The organism is Chitinophaga lutea, assembly GCF_003813775.1.
Classification (GTDB): domain Bacteria; phylum Bacteroidota; class Bacteroidia; order Chitinophagales; family Chitinophagaceae; genus Chitinophaga; species Chitinophaga lutea.
In genome coordinates, this window is the sequence record NZ_RPDH01000001.1 from 2,767,667 (window position 1) to 2,783,422 (window position 15,756).

At 53.9% G+C, this 15,756-nt stretch carries 11 protein-coding genes; 4 read left to right on the forward strand and 7 right to left on the reverse strand.

Translation table 11 applies throughout. The annotated features are described in order from the left end of the window. Window positions 1-28 precede the first annotated feature (28 nt). Both EGT74_RS11260 and EGT74_RS11265 read left to right on the forward strand, forming a co-directional pair. The gene (locus EGT74_RS11260; RefSeq protein ID WP_123846598.1) at window positions 29-895 is read left to right on the forward strand and encodes a helix-hairpin-helix domain-containing protein; all 867 of its coding nucleotides are present in this window, start codon (window positions 29-31) and stop codon (window positions 893-895) included. A 17-nt stretch (window positions 896-912) separates the two neighbouring features. Continuing rightward, window positions 913-2,055: an acyl-CoA dehydrogenase family protein gene (locus tag EGT74_RS11265; RefSeq protein WP_123846599.1), complete on the forward strand. Its 1,143-nt coding sequence runs from the start codon at window positions 913-915 to the stop codon at window positions 2,053-2,055. Window positions 2,056-2,186: 131 nt separating this feature from the next. On the opposite strand, the gene EGT74_RS11270 is transcribed toward EGT74_RS11265, so the two are convergent. Genes EGT74_RS11270 through EGT74_RS11285 form a run of 4 tightly spaced genes read right to left on the reverse strand, consistent with a single transcriptional unit; the run spans window position 2,187 to window position 9,672 of the window. Further along, the gene (locus tag EGT74_RS11270) at window positions 2,187-3,263 is read right to left on the reverse strand and encodes a DUF4998 domain-containing protein (protein WP_123846600.1); all 1,077 of its coding nucleotides are present in this window, start codon (window positions 3,261-3,263) and stop codon (window positions 2,187-2,189) included. A 30-nt stretch (window positions 3,264-3,293) separates the two neighbouring features. Continuing rightward, a complete protein-coding gene (locus EGT74_RS11275; protein ID WP_158618091.1) occupies window positions 3,294-4,502 on the reverse strand; it encodes a DUF5000 domain-containing lipoprotein in 1,209 nt (402 codons plus the stop codon). Window positions 4,503-4,556: 54 nt separating this feature from the next. Then, a complete protein-coding gene (locus tag EGT74_RS11280) occupies window positions 4,557-6,482 on the reverse strand; it encodes a RagB/SusD family nutrient uptake outer membrane protein (RefSeq protein ID WP_123846602.1) in 1,926 nt (641 codons plus the stop codon). 19 nt (window positions 6,483-6,501) lie between these two features. Then, window positions 6,502-9,672, reverse strand: coding sequence for a SusC/RagA family TonB-linked outer membrane protein (locus tag EGT74_RS11285; RefSeq protein WP_123846603.1), 3,171 nt, complete (start codon window positions 9,670-9,672; stop codon window positions 6,502-6,504). 833 nt (window positions 9,673-10,505) lie between these two features. Here EGT74_RS11285 and EGT74_RS11290 point away from each other — a divergent pair. Beyond that, entirely contained in the window at window positions 10,506-12,134 is a 1,629-nt protein-coding gene (locus EGT74_RS11290; protein ID WP_123846604.1) for an NADP-dependent glyceraldehyde-3-phosphate dehydrogenase, read from the forward strand. A gap of 234 nt (window positions 12,135-12,368) precedes the next feature. Here EGT74_RS11290 and EGT74_RS11295 read toward each other — a convergent pair whose 3' ends face one another. Then, the gene (locus tag EGT74_RS11295; protein WP_123846605.1) at window positions 12,369-12,869 is read right to left on the reverse strand and encodes a helix-turn-helix transcriptional regulator; all 501 of its coding nucleotides are present in this window, start codon (window positions 12,867-12,869) and stop codon (window positions 12,369-12,371) included. 97 nt (window positions 12,870-12,966) lie between these two features. Between EGT74_RS11295 and EGT74_RS11300 the strand changes: the two genes are divergently transcribed. Continuing rightward, on the forward strand, window positions 12,967-13,842 hold the full coding sequence (locus tag EGT74_RS11300) for a c-type cytochrome (protein ID WP_158618092.1): 876 nt from the start codon (window positions 12,967-12,969) through the stop codon (window positions 13,840-13,842). Window positions 13,843-14,137: 295 nt separating this feature from the next. Here the strand turns inward: EGT74_RS11300 and EGT74_RS11305 are convergent, their stop codons facing one another. Next, window positions 14,138-14,335: a DUF2267 domain-containing protein gene (locus tag EGT74_RS11305; protein ID WP_123846607.1), complete on the reverse strand. Its 198-nt coding sequence runs from the start codon at window positions 14,333-14,335 to the stop codon at window positions 14,138-14,140. Between the two features lie 11 nt (window positions 14,336-14,346). Beyond that, window positions 14,347-15,591 (reverse strand): ATP-dependent Clp protease ATP-binding subunit ClpX, encoded by a 1,245-nt coding sequence (gene clpX / locus EGT74_RS11310; protein ID WP_123846608.1) that lies wholly within the window; start codon window positions 15,589-15,591, stop codon window positions 14,347-14,349. Window positions 15,592-15,756 lie beyond the last annotated feature (165 nt).

A 15,756-nucleotide genomic window follows, 5' to 3' on the forward strand; every position in this document is an offset into this window, starting at 1 on the left:
ATTCAGTGCCGATCAAAAACCATTGTTTGTGCCGAATAAAACCCTCCGGGAATTCTTTGATTTCTCCCGCCGCGAACGTACAGGCATCGCCTGTCTTTTAATCCTCATTGTACTGATCTATTGTTTGCCCTATGGATGGGGCTATTTGTCCGAAGGCCGCGCGCGGAGCGATACGGCGGGCTTTCACGAGGCCGCGCTCGCTGTGGACAACATGATGCGGAAAGACAGTGCCGCGCTCGCCCGGCGGAGAAAAAATTCCTACGACAGCAGCCGTTACCGTTACAGGAAATACGCCTTCAACCGCGATCACGATCGTTACCGGAACGGGCAATATGCGTACGGCCGCGGCAGGTGGCATGATGCCCGTGACAGCGCCCGTTACGGGTATTGGAGCGGCTACCGCAAATACGAAAGGGGGCGGCCGTATGTATCTGACAGCAGTCGTTCCATCGGCCGGGAACGATCGCCGGGCAAAACAATCCCGTTCCGCAAGCCGCTGTTGATCGACATCAACGCTGCCGACAGCGCGCAGTGGGAACGCCTGCCGCTCATCGGGCCGGTGCTGGCGCAGCGCATCGTGCGGTTCCGGGAGCGCCTCGGCGGCTTCCACGAGGTGGCGCAGGTGGGTGAAACCTATGGGCTGGCCGATAGCGTATTTAAAAAAATTCAAGGGATGCTGGTGCTGGGTGAGGTTTCTCTAAGAAAGACTGACCTTAACCAGACAGATGAAAAATCTTTGGCCGATCACCCATACATCAACACGAAACTGGCCCGGTTGATAGTACGGTACCGCAATAACCACGGGCCTTTCAGGCACCTCAACGAGCTCCGGGGCATTGCTTTGGTGGATGACTCCATTTATCGTAAACTTGAAAAATACTTGGAGGTCAGGTAAAACAAAATTTTCCGGTTATGAATTTCCAGCCAACGGACATGCAATTACAGATAGCACAGGTCATCAGGGATTTTGGAAAAACACACATCCAGCCGCATGTGCTGGAGTGGGACGAAACGCAGACTTTCCCCGTGGAGCTCTTCAAAAAAATGGGCGAGCTGGGGCTGATGGGGGTGCTGGTACCGGAAAGTTACGGCGGCTCGGGGCTCGGTTACCTCGAATACGTGACCGTGATCAGCGAGGTGTCGCGCATTTGCGGCGCCGTGGGCCTGAGCCTGGCGGCACACAATTCTCTTTGCACCGGCCACATTCTCCAGTTCGGCAGCGAAGCACAGAAACAACAATATCTTCCCAAACTGGCCTCCGCCGAATGGATAGGGGCCTGGGGCCTCACCGAGCCGAACACCGGCTCCGACGCCATGAACATGAAATGTACCGCCCGCAAGGAAGGCGATGAATGGGTGATCAACGGCACCAAATGCTGGATCACCCACGGCAAAAGCGGCGACGTGGCCGTGGTGATCGCCCGCACCGGCGAGCTGCGCGACAGCCGGGGCATGAGCGCGTTCATCGTGGAACGGGGCACGCCCGGTTTCAGCGGCGGTAAAAAAGAAAATAAACTCGGCATGCGGGCCTCCGAAACCGCGGAAATGATTTTCGATAACTGCCGCATTCCCGCCGGAAACCTCATCGGGGCGGAAGGAGAAGGATTTATTCAATCCATGAAGGTGCTCGACGGCGGGCGCATTTCCATCGCCGCACTGTCGCTCGGCATCGCCAAAGGCGCCTACGACGCCGCGTTGAAATATTCACAGGAGCGCTACCAGTTCGACCAGCCCATCGCCAATTTCCAGGGCGTGTCTTTCAAACTCGCCGATATGCATACCAATATCGCGGCCGCCGAGCTGCTCACGCTGCAGGCCGCGGATATGAAAAATAAACACCTCCCCATGACGCAGCAGGCGGCCATGGCGAAATACTACGCCTCCGAAGTGGCCGTGAGAACGGCCGACGATGCGGTGCAGATTTTCGGGGGATACGGGTACACGAAAGATTTCCCCGTAGAAAAATTCTATCGCGACGCCAAACTCTGTACGATCGGGGAAGGGACTTCCGAGATACAGAAAATCGTGATCGCACGCGAAGCACTGAAGAAATAAAAAGTGGTCAATAAAACATGAAAGGGGATGGTGAGAGCCATCCCCTTTCTGTTTGTGCGGCAGGCCCCTGTGCAGGCGAGGGCGGCGTTTTCCCGGCCACCGTTCTATCACAGGGCGTGCCCGGGCAGTTTTTACCGTTTATAGATCTCCACTTCCGGTATGTTGAAAGTACCGTCTGTCTCAAAAACATATTCAATCCTTACATAACGCCGGGTGGCGGTATTGAAGCTGATATCCTCGGTGGTGGTAAAACCGCTCGTTTTTTCGAACAGCGGGGCCCAGGTGGTTTCGTTATCGGAACCCAGCACCTTGCACGATTTCAGCACGCCCGCGCCTGCACGCAGAAAACGGATGGCGTTGAATTCTTTGGGCGCTTTCAGGTCGATCGAGATCCACACGGTTTTATCCGCATCCTTCCGGTCGGCATCGGTGGGCTGCCAGTTGGTGGTGGTCAGTTCGTCTACCGCCAGGGCGCCGGTATTGGTGCCTTGCGCGGAACTCGTTTTCACCGTTTTGCCGGCAGCCATGTTCAGCGGCCTGGATTCATACACGGTGTAGAATGTATCGAGGCTGCGGGGCGAAGGCCTGTATAGCGAACGGTAGGTAATGTAGGAGCCTTCCTTTACGTTCGGCAGTGTGATGTCATCTTCCGAGGCAGGCAGGAATACTTTTTGTTCCACGCCGGCCTGATCGATGAATTTGATTTCGGTGGAAAAAGAAGCGGTATCAGCCGCCAGCCAGTTCATCACCACATTGCTGCCGCTGATCTTGACCGAGCTGATGGGCCGGGACAGGATGGTGGATTCGTAAATCCGGCCATAGGAAGTGCCCTGCACATCTACACGGATGGATGAATTGTTCTGCGCATCGCGGGTGTAGATCTGGAAAGTGTAGGTACCTTCCGGCAGCTTGTCGATCATGGCGGTCACGACGTCGGGCGCATTGGTTTCTTTGACCGGTACGATCAGGGAATCTTTTTTATTGTTCCAGTACACAACGGCGGAGCGTGTGTTGGGATCGGTGCCGCGCCGCCAGGTTATTTTAAGCCGTTCCCGGCCGGGGTACACCGCCACGGAATCCGCTTTCCCTACGTATGTGATACCCCCCGGCACCACATACTCCCTGAAGGTGGCATCCATTTTACTGCAGGATATGGACAGTATCGCCAGCAGCATGGTGAGCAGGCTATATACAGAATATTTTTGCATTGGATTCAAGTTAATAAGTTAAAAAAGCCGTTAGAGTTTAGCGCCCCAGAACATGAGTTCGGCAATGTAGATATACTGGCTGTTGCCCCAGGTTTCGGTTGTTTTCCACCGGAGATACCGCATGGGCGGAGTGCCTGGGGGGAAGTCGAAATCCTCGCCGTTTGTTACCGCAAACTCTTCGTCTTCCTTGGTGGGCGTGGCGGCATCGCCGGAAGGTTTGAACGAGGTGAAGGTGCCCAGTAAGGTCCAGCTGTCCCAGCTACCGTCGGCGTTCGGACTGTTGCTGCCGTAAATCTCGAACCGCTTCGGGTCGGCGCCGCGGTAATAACCGCTCGAGCCGCCACGGTGATAAAATTTAAAACGGCTAAGGTTGTACTGCTGGCCGAGGTCGAATGTAAACCACTGGGGCATTTTGGCGGCAGCGGGCCTTGTGTGAAAACAATCGTTCGTGCTGCCTGTGCCAAACACGTTGTTGAACATAAAATTGATGTTCCTGGGTGAAAGCCCGGAAAATACGTGGCCGATGTTTTCATCCGTCGGCAGCGACACTTCTTTCATCAGCGTACGGTCGAGCTTGGTTTCGAACAGCGGCTTCAAAGTGAGGGCCAATGTATCCGATTTGTTGTTCCAGCGGTCGCGCACATAAGTGGCGAATTTGACGGGAATCGTATCGAATCCCCTCACCGAGAAAGCTCCCTTGGGCGCTTTGGAGTGATAGGTGTCGGCTTCCGCCCAGTCACCCTGCCCGGTGCTGTCGTAAATCATCACGATGGCCAGCGCCGCTTCGTCTTTGTTCTGGAAGGTGATGGACGCGCCGCCGAACGTTTCCTTCATTTCGATGGTTTTAAAAAGATTGTGCACGGGTGCCGTCAGCGGACGGATTTTCAGCGTTACCGGATCCGATTCTTTTTTGTTTTTGCCGACCGTGTACACTTTTACTTCGTGCTCCAGCGTGTCTGCATACCCTTCCAGCACGAGCGTATCCTGGTGAATGGACGTTTTCGTTTCGCGCGTAACGCCCTGGCTGATATCATATACCGCTTTTACATACAGCAGGTTGTTGTCCGCCGGTACCTTGTAATATAATTTAGAGCCCCCCGGCGTGCGGATGAATTGCACGTTGGATACGGGTTTGGGAGCAGGGGCGTTATCGTCCGTATATAACAGCATGTTCTTTTCCTTGCAGGAAGACCAGAGGAAAAGACCGAGCAATAATACAAGAATGTGATGCCTGTTCATACTTAAATATTTTATGCTATTCATGAATTGATCTGTATTGCATGGCGGACCGCTTTATTGCCAGCCGGGTGATTGTACCAGGTTTCTGTTCACCGTGATGCTCTGCTCGCGCAGCGGCCAGAAATAATCTTTCAGGGCGAAGGTTTGCTGGAAGATCGGGCGCACGCGGTAATAAGCTTCTGCCGTGCTTTGTTCGATATCCCAACCGGTGATGGGCTGATTCCACAGTTCGGTGGCTTCTTTCCAGCGGCGGACATCGTAAAAGCGGGAGCCTTCGAATGCCAGTTCTATCAGGCGTTCCTGGTGGATGATCTTGCGCATGCCGTCTTTACCCTGGAAAGCACCGGGTGTTTTGGAATAAGTCGTCCAGGCATCCTGTACGGAAGGAATGCCGGCTCTTTCCCTGACGAGGTTGATCCATTTCAGTGTTTCGCCGGTGGGCCCTTCGGTTTCGTTCAGCGCTTCCGCATACAGCAGGTAGAGGTCTGCGAGCCGCATTTCCGGGAATGGGGTGTTCCTGATGGAAACCGCGGAGTTGGAGCTTACGATGCTCTGGAAGTGCAGCAGCTTTTTGGTGAAGTAGCCGGTGGTGGAGTAGGAAAACTGTACCTGCTGGGAGGACGATTGCCCTTTTTTCATCTTCAGCGTCATGCAGGTTTTATCGTCGTTATAATTCTGGCCGTACCATTTGCCGCCGTCGAACCCGATACTGGCGTAAAAGCGGTTCTCACGGTCGAAGTGCAGCGAAACGGTAGTATAGTTTTCTTCGATGTTGAACTTTTCAGCGGCTGTGGCCGTACGGAGCGTGTAGCGTTTGCCGTAATCCCAGGTTTTGTCTTCCGAAATAGGGAGGCCGTTTTTGGTATAAAACATCTCCACTATTTTCAGCGGCGGCGCCAGCTGCCCGCGGGGAGCGGTGCTGTTGGCCTGCGCCTGGTCGAGTCCGCGGGGGAAGCTCAGGTTTTGCATTTCGCTGGTCATGCTGTTGGTGTTGGCCCAGATCACTTCCGGCGTCCACTTCTCTATGAAAGCGTTACGGATGCTCATCTGGGTGATGGTTTCGGGCGCCAGCTGGAACTGCACCACATCCGGTTTGAACGTGTACAGTTTCAGGCCCACTTCATGGCACAGGTCCACCGCTTCTTTACAGGCCTTCACGGCATCCGCCCATTTTTTGTCGTCTTTGGTGGCGCTGAAAAGTTTCACGCCACGGTTGTCGGCATACGACGAATAATCCGGGTTGCCGTTGAAAAGCGGACTGGCGGCGGTAACCAGTATCCTGGCTTTGATGGCCAGCGCAACGGGTTTTGTGACGCGCCCCAGTTCGTCTATTTCATTGGAGATGATATTGGGCAGATCGTCCTTCGCCTCATCGATCAGCTGGGTGATATACTGGAAGCAGGAATCGACCGGCTGCCGGTACACCCGCACCTGTTCCGAGTTCACATCGATGGGAAGGTTTTCTTTGATCAGCACGATGGGGCCGTAAAGGCGCACCAGGTAAAAGTGATAATACGCCTTGAGGAATTTTACTTCGGCGATCCAGCGTCTCTTTTCATCCGCGGTCATATCGGGCACCTTGCTGATATTGTCGAGAAAGGTGTTGCAGTCGCGCAGGCCGTTGTAGAGTTTCTTGCCGCCGGAGAGGCCGTCCCAGTAATTGACGTACGGGCTGGTCACATTCTGCAAACCGCGGGCGATGTTGTAACCGCCGGGTTGTGCGGCGCTGGCCGCGAAAGGCCAGATATAAGATATTTCATCGCCAGCCGCATAGGCGGGGTTGGCGGAAACGCTGGCCGATGATGGCAGATAGCTGTAGCAGGTGAAGAGGTATTTCTCCGCTTCCTTCCGCATGGTGAACGCGTTTTCGATGGTGGCCACATTGTCAGGCACCACGTTCAGGAACTTTTTGCAGGCGCTCAGCAGGGGCATGATTAACATCGCCCAGCAGACAGCCTTCCAGATATGTTGACGTTTCATTTTCATTGAGATTTCCGGGTTAGTTAAATTGAATGCTCAGGCCTAAGTTGACTACGCGCTGTATCGGGTACCCGAGGCCTTTGCCGCCCATTTCCACGTCCCACAGTTTGAAGCCGGAGATCAGGAACAGGTTGCTGGCATTGAGGTAGATCCTGAATGAGCTGGCGCTCAGCCGGCGCTGGAAACTCTTGGGCACGTTATAACCCAGTTCCACCTGTTTGAGCCGCAGGAAGCTGCCGTCGCGCATGAACCAGGTGCTGCGCTGCGTGTTGTTGGAGTTCGGTATGGGGCTGAGGCGCGGCCACAGGGCATACACATTCCTGTTTTCTTCAGACCAGTAACTGTCGGCATAAGCTTTCAATACCTGTGTTTCCGCGATGAAAGGCGCTGTCTGCACCGGGTCTATCCAGAACGATTCTCTTGCGGAGCCCTGGAAGAAAAGCGACAGGTCGAAGTTTTTGTAGCCCATGGATATACCGAAGCCATAGGTGATTTCCGGTCGGGTGGGGTAGCCGATGGGCACCATGTCTGCCGGGGTGATCTGCCCGTCGCGGTTCACGTCCGTGTACTTGATGTCGCCGCCGCCGTATTCGCCGAACTGGCGGGGGGAGTTACGGGCTTCTTCGTCATCCACAAACAGCCTTTCCGCAATATAGCCCCAGGTCTGGTTAACCGGGTAGCCTACCCGTGTACGGTATGCTTTTTCAGCCGGCAGGTAATCCGGTTCCTCATATACCTTGAAGCGGCCGGTGGCGTAGGTGAAGTTGCCCATGGCCTCAATCCAGAAATCGTTCGAGATGGTCTGGTTATAGTTCAGCGAGAGGTCGGTGCCGCGGCTCTGCGCCTGCCCGATGTTGGCCTGTACGGTGTCCGTAAGCCCCATCGTGGTAGGGTTGTTGGCGCGGTCCATCAGGATGTCTTTACGCTGGGACGTGTAGTATTCGCCCACGAACGTGAATTTGTTGAACAGCCCCAGTTCCACGGCAATATTGCTCTGGTACGATTTTTCCCAGGTAATGGCCGGGTTGGCGTAGCGGCGGATGGAATAGCCGGGAAGCGTGCGGCCGTTGTCTTTCCCGAAGGTGGCACCCATCGAACCGTCGTTGGGGTTGGTTTCGGAAAGATAGAAGAAACGGTCCGTTTCACTGCCGATGGCGTCGTTACCCACGAGCCCGTAGGTACCGCGCACTTTCAGGTTGGTGATGGACCTGCTGTATTTTTTAAAGAATTCTTCGTTGGAGATCGTCCAGGCAGCACCTGCGGAAGGGAAGAAGCCGAAACGGTGTGTGTCGTAAAAACGTTCGGAGCCGTTGTAGCCGAAGTTGAACTCGGCAAAATAGCGGGCGTCGTAGTTGTAGGTGAGCCTGCCGGAAACGCCGGAGTTACGGGCGGGAAGGCCCTGCTGCAGCGTGGCGCCGGCAATCGTGCGGGGAGGCGCCACCGTACTGCGCATGATGTTGATCAGCATCGCGCTGAGATTGTGTTTGCCGATAGCGCGATTGTACATCAATGACGATTCCCAGTACATGATGGCGTTCACGCCCGCGCCGCTCGGCAGGTAGTTGAGGTATTCCGTGCCCTGGTCCGGATTCAGCGGAACGATGGAATAACTGTCTTCTCTCCGGTTATATCCGCCCAGCCCGTAATAGAACGGGAAATAGGCGCGCTCCATCGCGAATTGTGAAGTGCGGTTCACATTCACCATGGTCCTGAAATTCAGGCCGGGCGTCACGAAGTCGAGCGCCTGTTTCACTTCTGCCTGTGCCGACATAAAAGAGCGGTTTTCCGATTTGTAACCCGACTGCATAATGGCGTACGGGTTCAGGTACAGGCTGGAGCCGTTATCCGCATTCCCGAACATGATGTGTTTCACATACCAGTGGTCCGCATCTTTCGGCCAGGTGGCGGGGAACATCACCGGGTTGGAACGTACGGCCATGTTGTACAGGCGCTCGCCGCCCGTGGTCACGCCCGCGCCCAGCGGCCCTTTGTAATCGTCGAAGTTGCCGTACACCAGCATAGAGAGGGTTGTTTTTTTCGTGATATCCACGTCCACGTTCGCCCTCAGCGAATACCGGTTGATATTGATGTTGCTGTTGAAGTTATTGAGCTTGTCGATTTTGATCAACCCCTCATCCCGGGTATAGGATCCGGAAATGTAATACCTCGCCACGTTGCCGCCGCCTCTTACGTTGATGTTGCCGCGCTGTGCGTTGGTATGATCGCGGAACATCATTTTGTTCCAGTTGTTGGCCGGGTACACCAGCGGATTGAGGCCTTCTGCCGTGCGTTCTATTTTTTCCTCGGAATAGGGGAGCTCTCCGAGGCGGTTACGCGTCAGCACCGCTTCGTTGGCCATCTTCATAAAAGTAACGGGGTCTGCTACCTCCACGTTCTGCGTGGGCATGGTCAGCGTGTTTTCGATGCGCAGCGATATTTTCGCCGGCCCCTGCGTACCGCGTTTGGTCGTAACGAGGATCACGCCGTTGGCGCCCCTGGCGCCGTACAGCGCGGTGGAGGTGGCATCTTTCATGATGGAGAAACTTTCGATGTCGTCCGGCCGCAAACGCGCGAGGTCTTCTTTCGTCAGTTCCACGCCATCGATAAGGATGAGCGGGTCCTGCTTGTAACCGAAGGTGGTAACGCCGCGCACGAAGAAGTCCGCATTGTCGGCTCCCGGCTCGCCGCTGCGCTGGTAAGCGATGAGGCCGGCGGCGCGCCCAGCCAGGGCAGTGGTGAGGTTGCTCGACGGCACTTTCAGGTCGGCCACTTTAATGGACGTCACCGAACCTACCACCTCTCGTTTTTTCTGGGTGCCGTAGGCCACTACAACGGTTTCACCCAGACTGTTAATCGCCGATTTCAGCGTGATATTGATGGTGGTGCGTTTGTTGACGGCAATTTCCTGTTCTTCGAAACCGATCATACGCGCAATGATCACGGCATTGTCGGGCACAACGAGGATATACCGGCCATTGATGTCCGTAGTGGTGCCCACGGAAGTTTTATTTTTTACGAGGATGGTTACACCGGGTATGGGAGAACCCGAACTGTCGGTTACCAGGCCTTTGATTTCCTGGTCTACCAGGCGCTCCGGCCCGGCAGAATGGTTGGGTGAAGATTCTGCAGCCGCATGCTGAATATGCAGCAGCAACAACAGAAAATTAAGCAGGAGTAGTTTTTTCAACATGGAACTGTGTTTTAGAATGAGAAATAAATCGTTCAGAAGCATGGCAGAATGCCTGGCGCAACGGTGGTTGCCCGCGCGGGAAATTTTTCCTGTTTCGTTCTTTCATAGCGTATCGCTGCATAAGCTGGAATTTTTTGTCAGGTCGCAAGTATGACAGAGCCTGTAGATGCATGTTGCAAACGTTTGCATGTCCTGCATGCGCAGGCCGCCATTTTCTCTGCATGGCAATGGTAATGGTGGTGTTGCCGTCCCGGAGCCTGATATCCGGATATTTCCCACGTGTTACTCGCCGGTTAAGGAATTACAGGTGTGGAGGCCGCGGACGGCCTGCCGGAAACGTTTTGTTTTCAGTGCATACATGGCATGGCGCCCTATATTTTTGGTCGATTCAAGGTAAATGTTTCGGATAATCGTGTTCGTGCGAATGTTGAACGCTTTAAGTACATACGCGAATAGTGGAATTTAAAATTTTCAATTATCAGTCCTCACGCTGGCCAGTACGGGATACGGGGTCCCGGGTGGAATCATGGCCATACAGGGATTACGGTAAATATTTCATCTTCGCTTCCCGGCGCTAAAAACTCATCTCTCTCAAACCGCCGTCGCTGTCAGGTTTTTAACAAGACAGTGAAATGCAAATGTTTATGAAAAGTAAAATCTCTGAATTGTGCCTGCGAATTACATACTTTGGTTGAAATCCTGTGTATTTTGCAATCGTTTGCAATTGGCATTGATGCAAATATATCGTGTAAAATTATCATTCCATGATACTAAATTAGCAAAATGGAGTTTTAATTTCACTCTCTTTTGGAAAAACCTACAATAACCAAAATATGACCACTTTCGAGGAACAATTGAGCCATCTGTATCCGGCTGCCTCCGACATCCCTGCGGAGTTTGCTTTGCCGGCGGAAGTCCATCAGCGGGAGTACCTCTCTGACGGCGTTATGAAAACATGGAGCGGGGAAGTGCACACCGTGCTGTCGCCCATTTGTATTAAAACTGAAAACGGCCTGGAGCGAAAGGTGATCGGTTCTTATCCGTTATGCGGGGAAGAAGAGGCGATGGCCTCGCTGGATGCCGCCATCCGCGCCTATAATAATGGCCGCGGGGAATGGCCAACCATGTCGGTAGCCGAGCGCATTGCCTGCGTGGAGAAGTTCACGGGCAAAATGATCGCGAAAAAGCAGGATGTGGTCAAACTCATCATGTGGGAAATCGGCAAGTCGTGGGCGGATTCGGTGAAGGAATTCGACCGCACGGTGGAATACATCAACGCTACCATCGATGCGCTGAAAGACCTCGACCGCAAATCGTCGGGTTTTGCCATCGAGCAGGGGATTATCGGGCAGATACGCCGCTCCCCGCTGGGCGTGGTGCTGTGCATGGGCCCGTTCAATTACCCGCTGAACGAAACGTTCACCACCCTTATCCCGGCGCTGATCATGGGTAACACCCTGCTTTTCAAACCGCCCAAACACGGCACTTTATTGCATTATCCGCTGCTGGAGGCATTCCGCGAATGTTTCCCCGCCGGCGTGGTCAATACAATTTACGGGAGGGGCAACGTGATCATCGGCCCCCTGATGGAATCGGGGAAAATCAACGTGCTGACGCTGATCGGCTCCAGCAAGGTGGCCAACCAGCTGAAAAAAATGCACCCCAAGGTCAACCGCCTGCGCGCCATCCTGGGCCTCGACGCCAAAAACGCCGCCATCATCACGGATAAAGCGGACATCGACCTGGCTGTGAAGGAATGCGTGCTGGGCTCGCTGTCTTTCAACGGGCAGCGCTGCACCGCCATCAAGATCATTTTCGTGCACCGCAACGTGGCGGATGCGTTTCTGGAAAAGTTCGCCGCGGCGATCGGGCAATTGAAATTCGGGATGCCCTGGGAAAAAGACGTTTTCCTTACCCCGCTGCCTGAGCCCCATAAACCGGGGTATTTACAGAGTTGTGTGGCCGATGCTGCCGCCCATGGGGCCAGGGTGATAAATGCCAATGGCGGGGCTGCAAATGCCTCTTTTGTGTATCCGGCGCTGGTATATCCTGTCAATGAAAAGATGAAACTCTATCGCGAGGAACAATTCGGGCCGGTTGTTCCGGTACTGCCCTTCGACAGTATGGAAACGCCGATCGATTACCTGATCGAATCAGACCATGGCCAGCAGGTGAGCCTCTTCACGAACGATGCCGTGGAACTGGCTTCGCTCATCGATCCTCTCGTGAACCAGGTCAGCCGTGTGAATATCAATTGCCAGTGCCAGCGCGGCCCGGACATCTTCCCCTTCACCGGCAGAAAGGATTCCGCAGAAGCCACCCTGTCGGTTTTCGACGCCCTGCGGGCATTCTCCATCCGCTCGCTCGTGGCCACCAAACAGACGGATGAGAACAAAGCGCTCATAAATCAGATCGTCAGCGAACAAACTTCAAACTTTCTTTCAACAAAGTATATTTTTTAACCAATTGTAAATGCGCTGGCCTGCTAAAACTTAGCAGGCCAGCGTTTCATTTTTTAAATTTTTTTTAATAAATACACATAAGTGTGATGGAAAATTGTAAACAGAAAGTTAAATTTGGGTTAATTACTTTCCTTACCAATTTATCAACCTTAAACACAAACAGAAAGATCGAGAAAATTTCTACTCCAAAGTAAAGCCGCCTCATCCGGGGCGGTTTTAATTTTGGGTAACCGGTCAGCCTGCAAAACTCATCAACCGGGAAGGCACATGGCCGTACATTTTTTTGAAAGCGGCCGAAAAATGGTTCGGGGCGCTATACCCCAGGTAATCCGCCACTTCGTTCACATTCATCTTCTTTTCCGCCAGCAGCCGCCGCGCGGTTTTCATTTTCAGCTCCTGCACATACCCGAACACCGTGTGCCCGAATAATTGTTTGAATCCTCTTTTCAGCTTGAACTCATTTAACCCGAATTTCCTGCAAAGCAGGTCCAGGCTCAGTTCCGGGCTCAGGAACGAATCGCGCAGGTAATCTTTCACCTGCTGCAACCGCTGCAGGTCGGCGGCGGAAACGGGCAGCCCCGGCGAAGCTTTCACCTGGAAGTGCATCAGCGCCTGGAGGGGATCCCATAATTCGTCTGCAGCAAAATCCGCGGCATCGTACGCGCCGGCATGGTCTGTAAAAAATGCATGATTGGCGATGCTGTGCATCGCATGTGAAGTGATGTTTGGGGTCATAACAGTAAATCCGTTTTTCGTATATGTTTATCCGTTTGTCGTACCTATCGGGGTCTTAACGCGAAATAACTTTGATGCCACAAAAATAATCACAAACATGTTGCGGAAAATACTGAAATGGACAGGCGGCATTATCGCTACACTAATTGCAGGAGCTGCTATTTTTTATTTTGTAATGCGTACACAGGTGAATAACAGAAGGGATAAAACGTACGACGTACAAGTACGGATGCTCGATATTCCTTCGGATTCAGCCACCATGGCGGATGGTGCGCATATCTACGCCACAAAGGGCTGTGCAGACTGCCATGGCGACAATGGAGGAGGAAATTTTTTTCTGGAAGACCCCATGGTGGGCACCCTGTCCGGCACCAATCTCACCCGCGGGAAGGGCGGCCGCCCGGCCGGTTATGGCGACCGGGAGTGGCTGCTGGCGCTGCGCCACGGGCTGAACGCGCACAACAAACCGTTGGTGATAATGCCCTCTTACGAATATTATCAAATGTCCGATCATGATATCGCAAGCCTTGTTGCTTATCTCAAATCAATGCCTCCGGTGGATCACGAAGTGCCCGCTCCGGCGCTGGGCCCGCTGGGCACTATTCTGTCGGGTCTGGATAAACTTCCGCTGATCCCGGCCGAAAAAATCGACCATGCGTTTAAATCCCCCGCGCGGGTCGAAAAGGCCGTATCTCCGGCATACGGGCAGTACCTGTCGATGTCGTGCACCGGCTGTCATAAACCCGGCCTGAAGGGCGGCGAGAGCCCCATTCCCGGCGGTACGCCCGTCCGCGACATTACAACCGCCGGCAACCTCGGCAAATGGAGCATGCCTGAATTCATGGCGGTGATGCGTACCGGCAAAACCCCTGACGGGCGCCAGATGAAGAATGAAGACATGCCCTGGAAAATGACCAGTAAATATACGGACGACGAACTGCAGGCGCTGTACCTCTACCTCAAGACTTTGTAACCATAGCTTGCCTGCGGGCCGGGAATTTATTTTCCCTGCGTAGGGGTGGCGTGGCGCGTGCGCCGTCTTATACTTGCGCCACCCCCGCCGCCTGCGGGTTTTGACGGCCAAAAAGGTCTTCCGCCCGCCGGAAGGATTGATAAATAAGAAGAGGCGCACCGTACAGTGCGCCTCCGCTAAAAAAAATGTGTGAATATGTTATTGTTGATTATCGCTTTTTTCAGGAACCTCGGAGATATTGCTTTCTGCCTTTTTTACGACGTCCTGCGTTTGTTCCGTCCTGCTGCCTGAGCAGTTAGTCAAGGAAATCCTCTTCGGGTTTCTGCGGCTTCGCCGTTCCGCCGGCCATACCGGTGAACCAGGCGTCTACGTTGCCGGCGATCATCGGGGGCAGTTTGCTTTTTACAAAGTCTTTCACGGCTTCGATGGCTTTCACAGCCTGTTCATCATTAATGCCTGCCTTGTCTTTCAACTGTTGAATCAACTCTTGCATGAGATTGGGTTTTAAGCGACTTTTAAAGTAACCAGCGTGCTTTTTTCGAGCTTCTCCACGGCATAGTCGCGGGTGAGCACGAAAGATTTTTCGGTGCCGGAAGGCATGTGGAACATGGCGTCTGCCAGCAGCACTTCGCAGATGGAGCGGAGGCCGCGCGCGCCCAGTTTGTATTCCAGGGCCTTGTCCACAATATATTCCACCGCATCGTCGGCCACTTCGAGCTCGATGCCTTCCACCTTGAACAGCTTTTTATACTGTTTCACCAGCGCGTTGCGCGGCTGGGTGAGGATGGCGCTCAGGGCGTCTTTGTCCAGCGTATTGAGATAGGTCACCACGGGCAAACGGCCGAGCAGTTCGGGGATGAGCCCGAATTGTTTCAGATCCTGGGAATTCACATACCGCAGGATGTGTTTGCGGGCGTCTTCTTCCTTGTCTTTATTCACGGTGAAGCCGATGGAGTGCGTCTGGATCCTGCGGGAAATGATGCGGTCCACACCGTCGAAAGCGCCGCCGCAGATGAACAGGATGTTCTGGGTGTTCACCTTGATCAGCTTCTGTTCGGGGTGTTTACGGCCGCCCTGCGGGGGAACGAGCACCTCGGTGCCTTCCAGCAGTTTCAGCAGGCCCTGCTGCACGCCTTCGCCGCTCACGTCGCGGGTGATGGAGGGGTTGTCGCTTTTGCGGGCGATCTTGTCGATCTCGTCGATGTATACGATCCCTCTTTCCGCCGCTTCCACATCGTAGTTACATACCTGCAGCAGGCGGGTGAGGATGCTTTCCACGTCTTCGCCCACGTAGCCGGCTTCGGTGAACACGGTGGCGTCTACGATGGTGAAGGGAACGTTCAGCAGTTTGGCGATGGATTTGGCCAGCAGGGTTTTGCCCGTACCGGTTTCGCCCACCATGATCAGGTTGCTTTTTTCAATCTCCACTTCGTCTTCGGTCACCTGCTGGTTGAGGCGTTTGTAGTGGTTGTACACCGCCACGGCCAGGATTTTTTTGGCGTCGTCCTGCCCGATCACGTATTCGTCGAGGAATTGTTTGATCTCCACAGGTTTGGCCACTTTCGGGATAAAATTGGAAGAGCCGGCCGGTTTGCGGGTTTCGCCGCCGGGGCTTAATTCCTGCTCGATGATTTCCTGGGCGTTGGCCACGCAGTTTTCACAGATGTGCCCTTCCGCGCCGGCGATCAGGATTCTCACTTCGTCCTTATTCCTGTTACAGAACGAACAGCGAATTTTGGCATCTTTCATTAGCTATCGTTTGACTTTTTATGAGGCGAATGAAACGCGTCGTTCATTCGTTGATAATTTGTTTTTTACGGGCAGAATGGAACCGGTGTTACATTCATGATTTTTCTACGGCTGAGGGACCTTCGATGCTTTCACAGATTTGTACGGCGTATACGACATTCACGT

What these genes read in the sequence shown, in the direction of transcription:
- EGT74_RS11265 (WP_123846599.1), top strand. Translation starts at nt 913, where the DNA reads ATGAATTTCCAGCCAACGGACATGCAATTACAGATAGCACAGGTCATC.
- EGT74_RS11270 (WP_123846600.1), bottom strand. Translation starts at nt 3,263, where the DNA reads ATGCAAAAATATTCTGTATATAGCCTGCTCACCATGCTGCTGGCGATA.
- EGT74_RS11275 (WP_158618091.1), bottom strand. Translation starts at nt 4,502, where the DNA reads ATGAACAGGCATCACATTCTTGTATTATTGCTCGGTCTTTTCCTCTGG.
- EGT74_RS11280 (WP_123846602.1), bottom strand. Translation starts at nt 6,482, where the DNA reads ATGAAACGTCAACATATCTGGAAGGCTGTCTGCTGGGCGATGTTAATC.
- EGT74_RS11285 (WP_123846603.1), bottom strand. Translation starts at nt 9,672, where the DNA reads ATGTTGAAAAAACTACTCCTGCTTAATTTTCTGTTGTTGCTGCTGCAT.
- EGT74_RS11290 (WP_123846604.1), top strand. Translation starts at nt 10,506, where the DNA reads ATGACCACTTTCGAGGAACAATTGAGCCATCTGTATCCGGCTGCCTCC.
- EGT74_RS11295 (WP_123846605.1), bottom strand. Translation starts at nt 12,869, where the DNA reads ATGACCCCAAACATCACTTCACATGCGATGCACAGCATCGCCAATCAT.
- EGT74_RS11300 (WP_158618092.1), top strand. Translation starts at nt 12,967, where the DNA reads ATGTTGCGGAAAATACTGAAATGGACAGGCGGCATTATCGCTACACTA.
- EGT74_RS11305 (WP_123846607.1), bottom strand. Translation starts at nt 14,335, where the DNA reads ATGCAAGAGTTGATTCAACAGTTGAAAGACAAGGCAGGCATTAATGAT.
- clpX (WP_123846608.1), bottom strand. Translation starts at nt 15,591, where the DNA reads ATGAAAGATGCCAAAATTCGCTGTTCGTTCTGTAACAGGAATAAGGAC.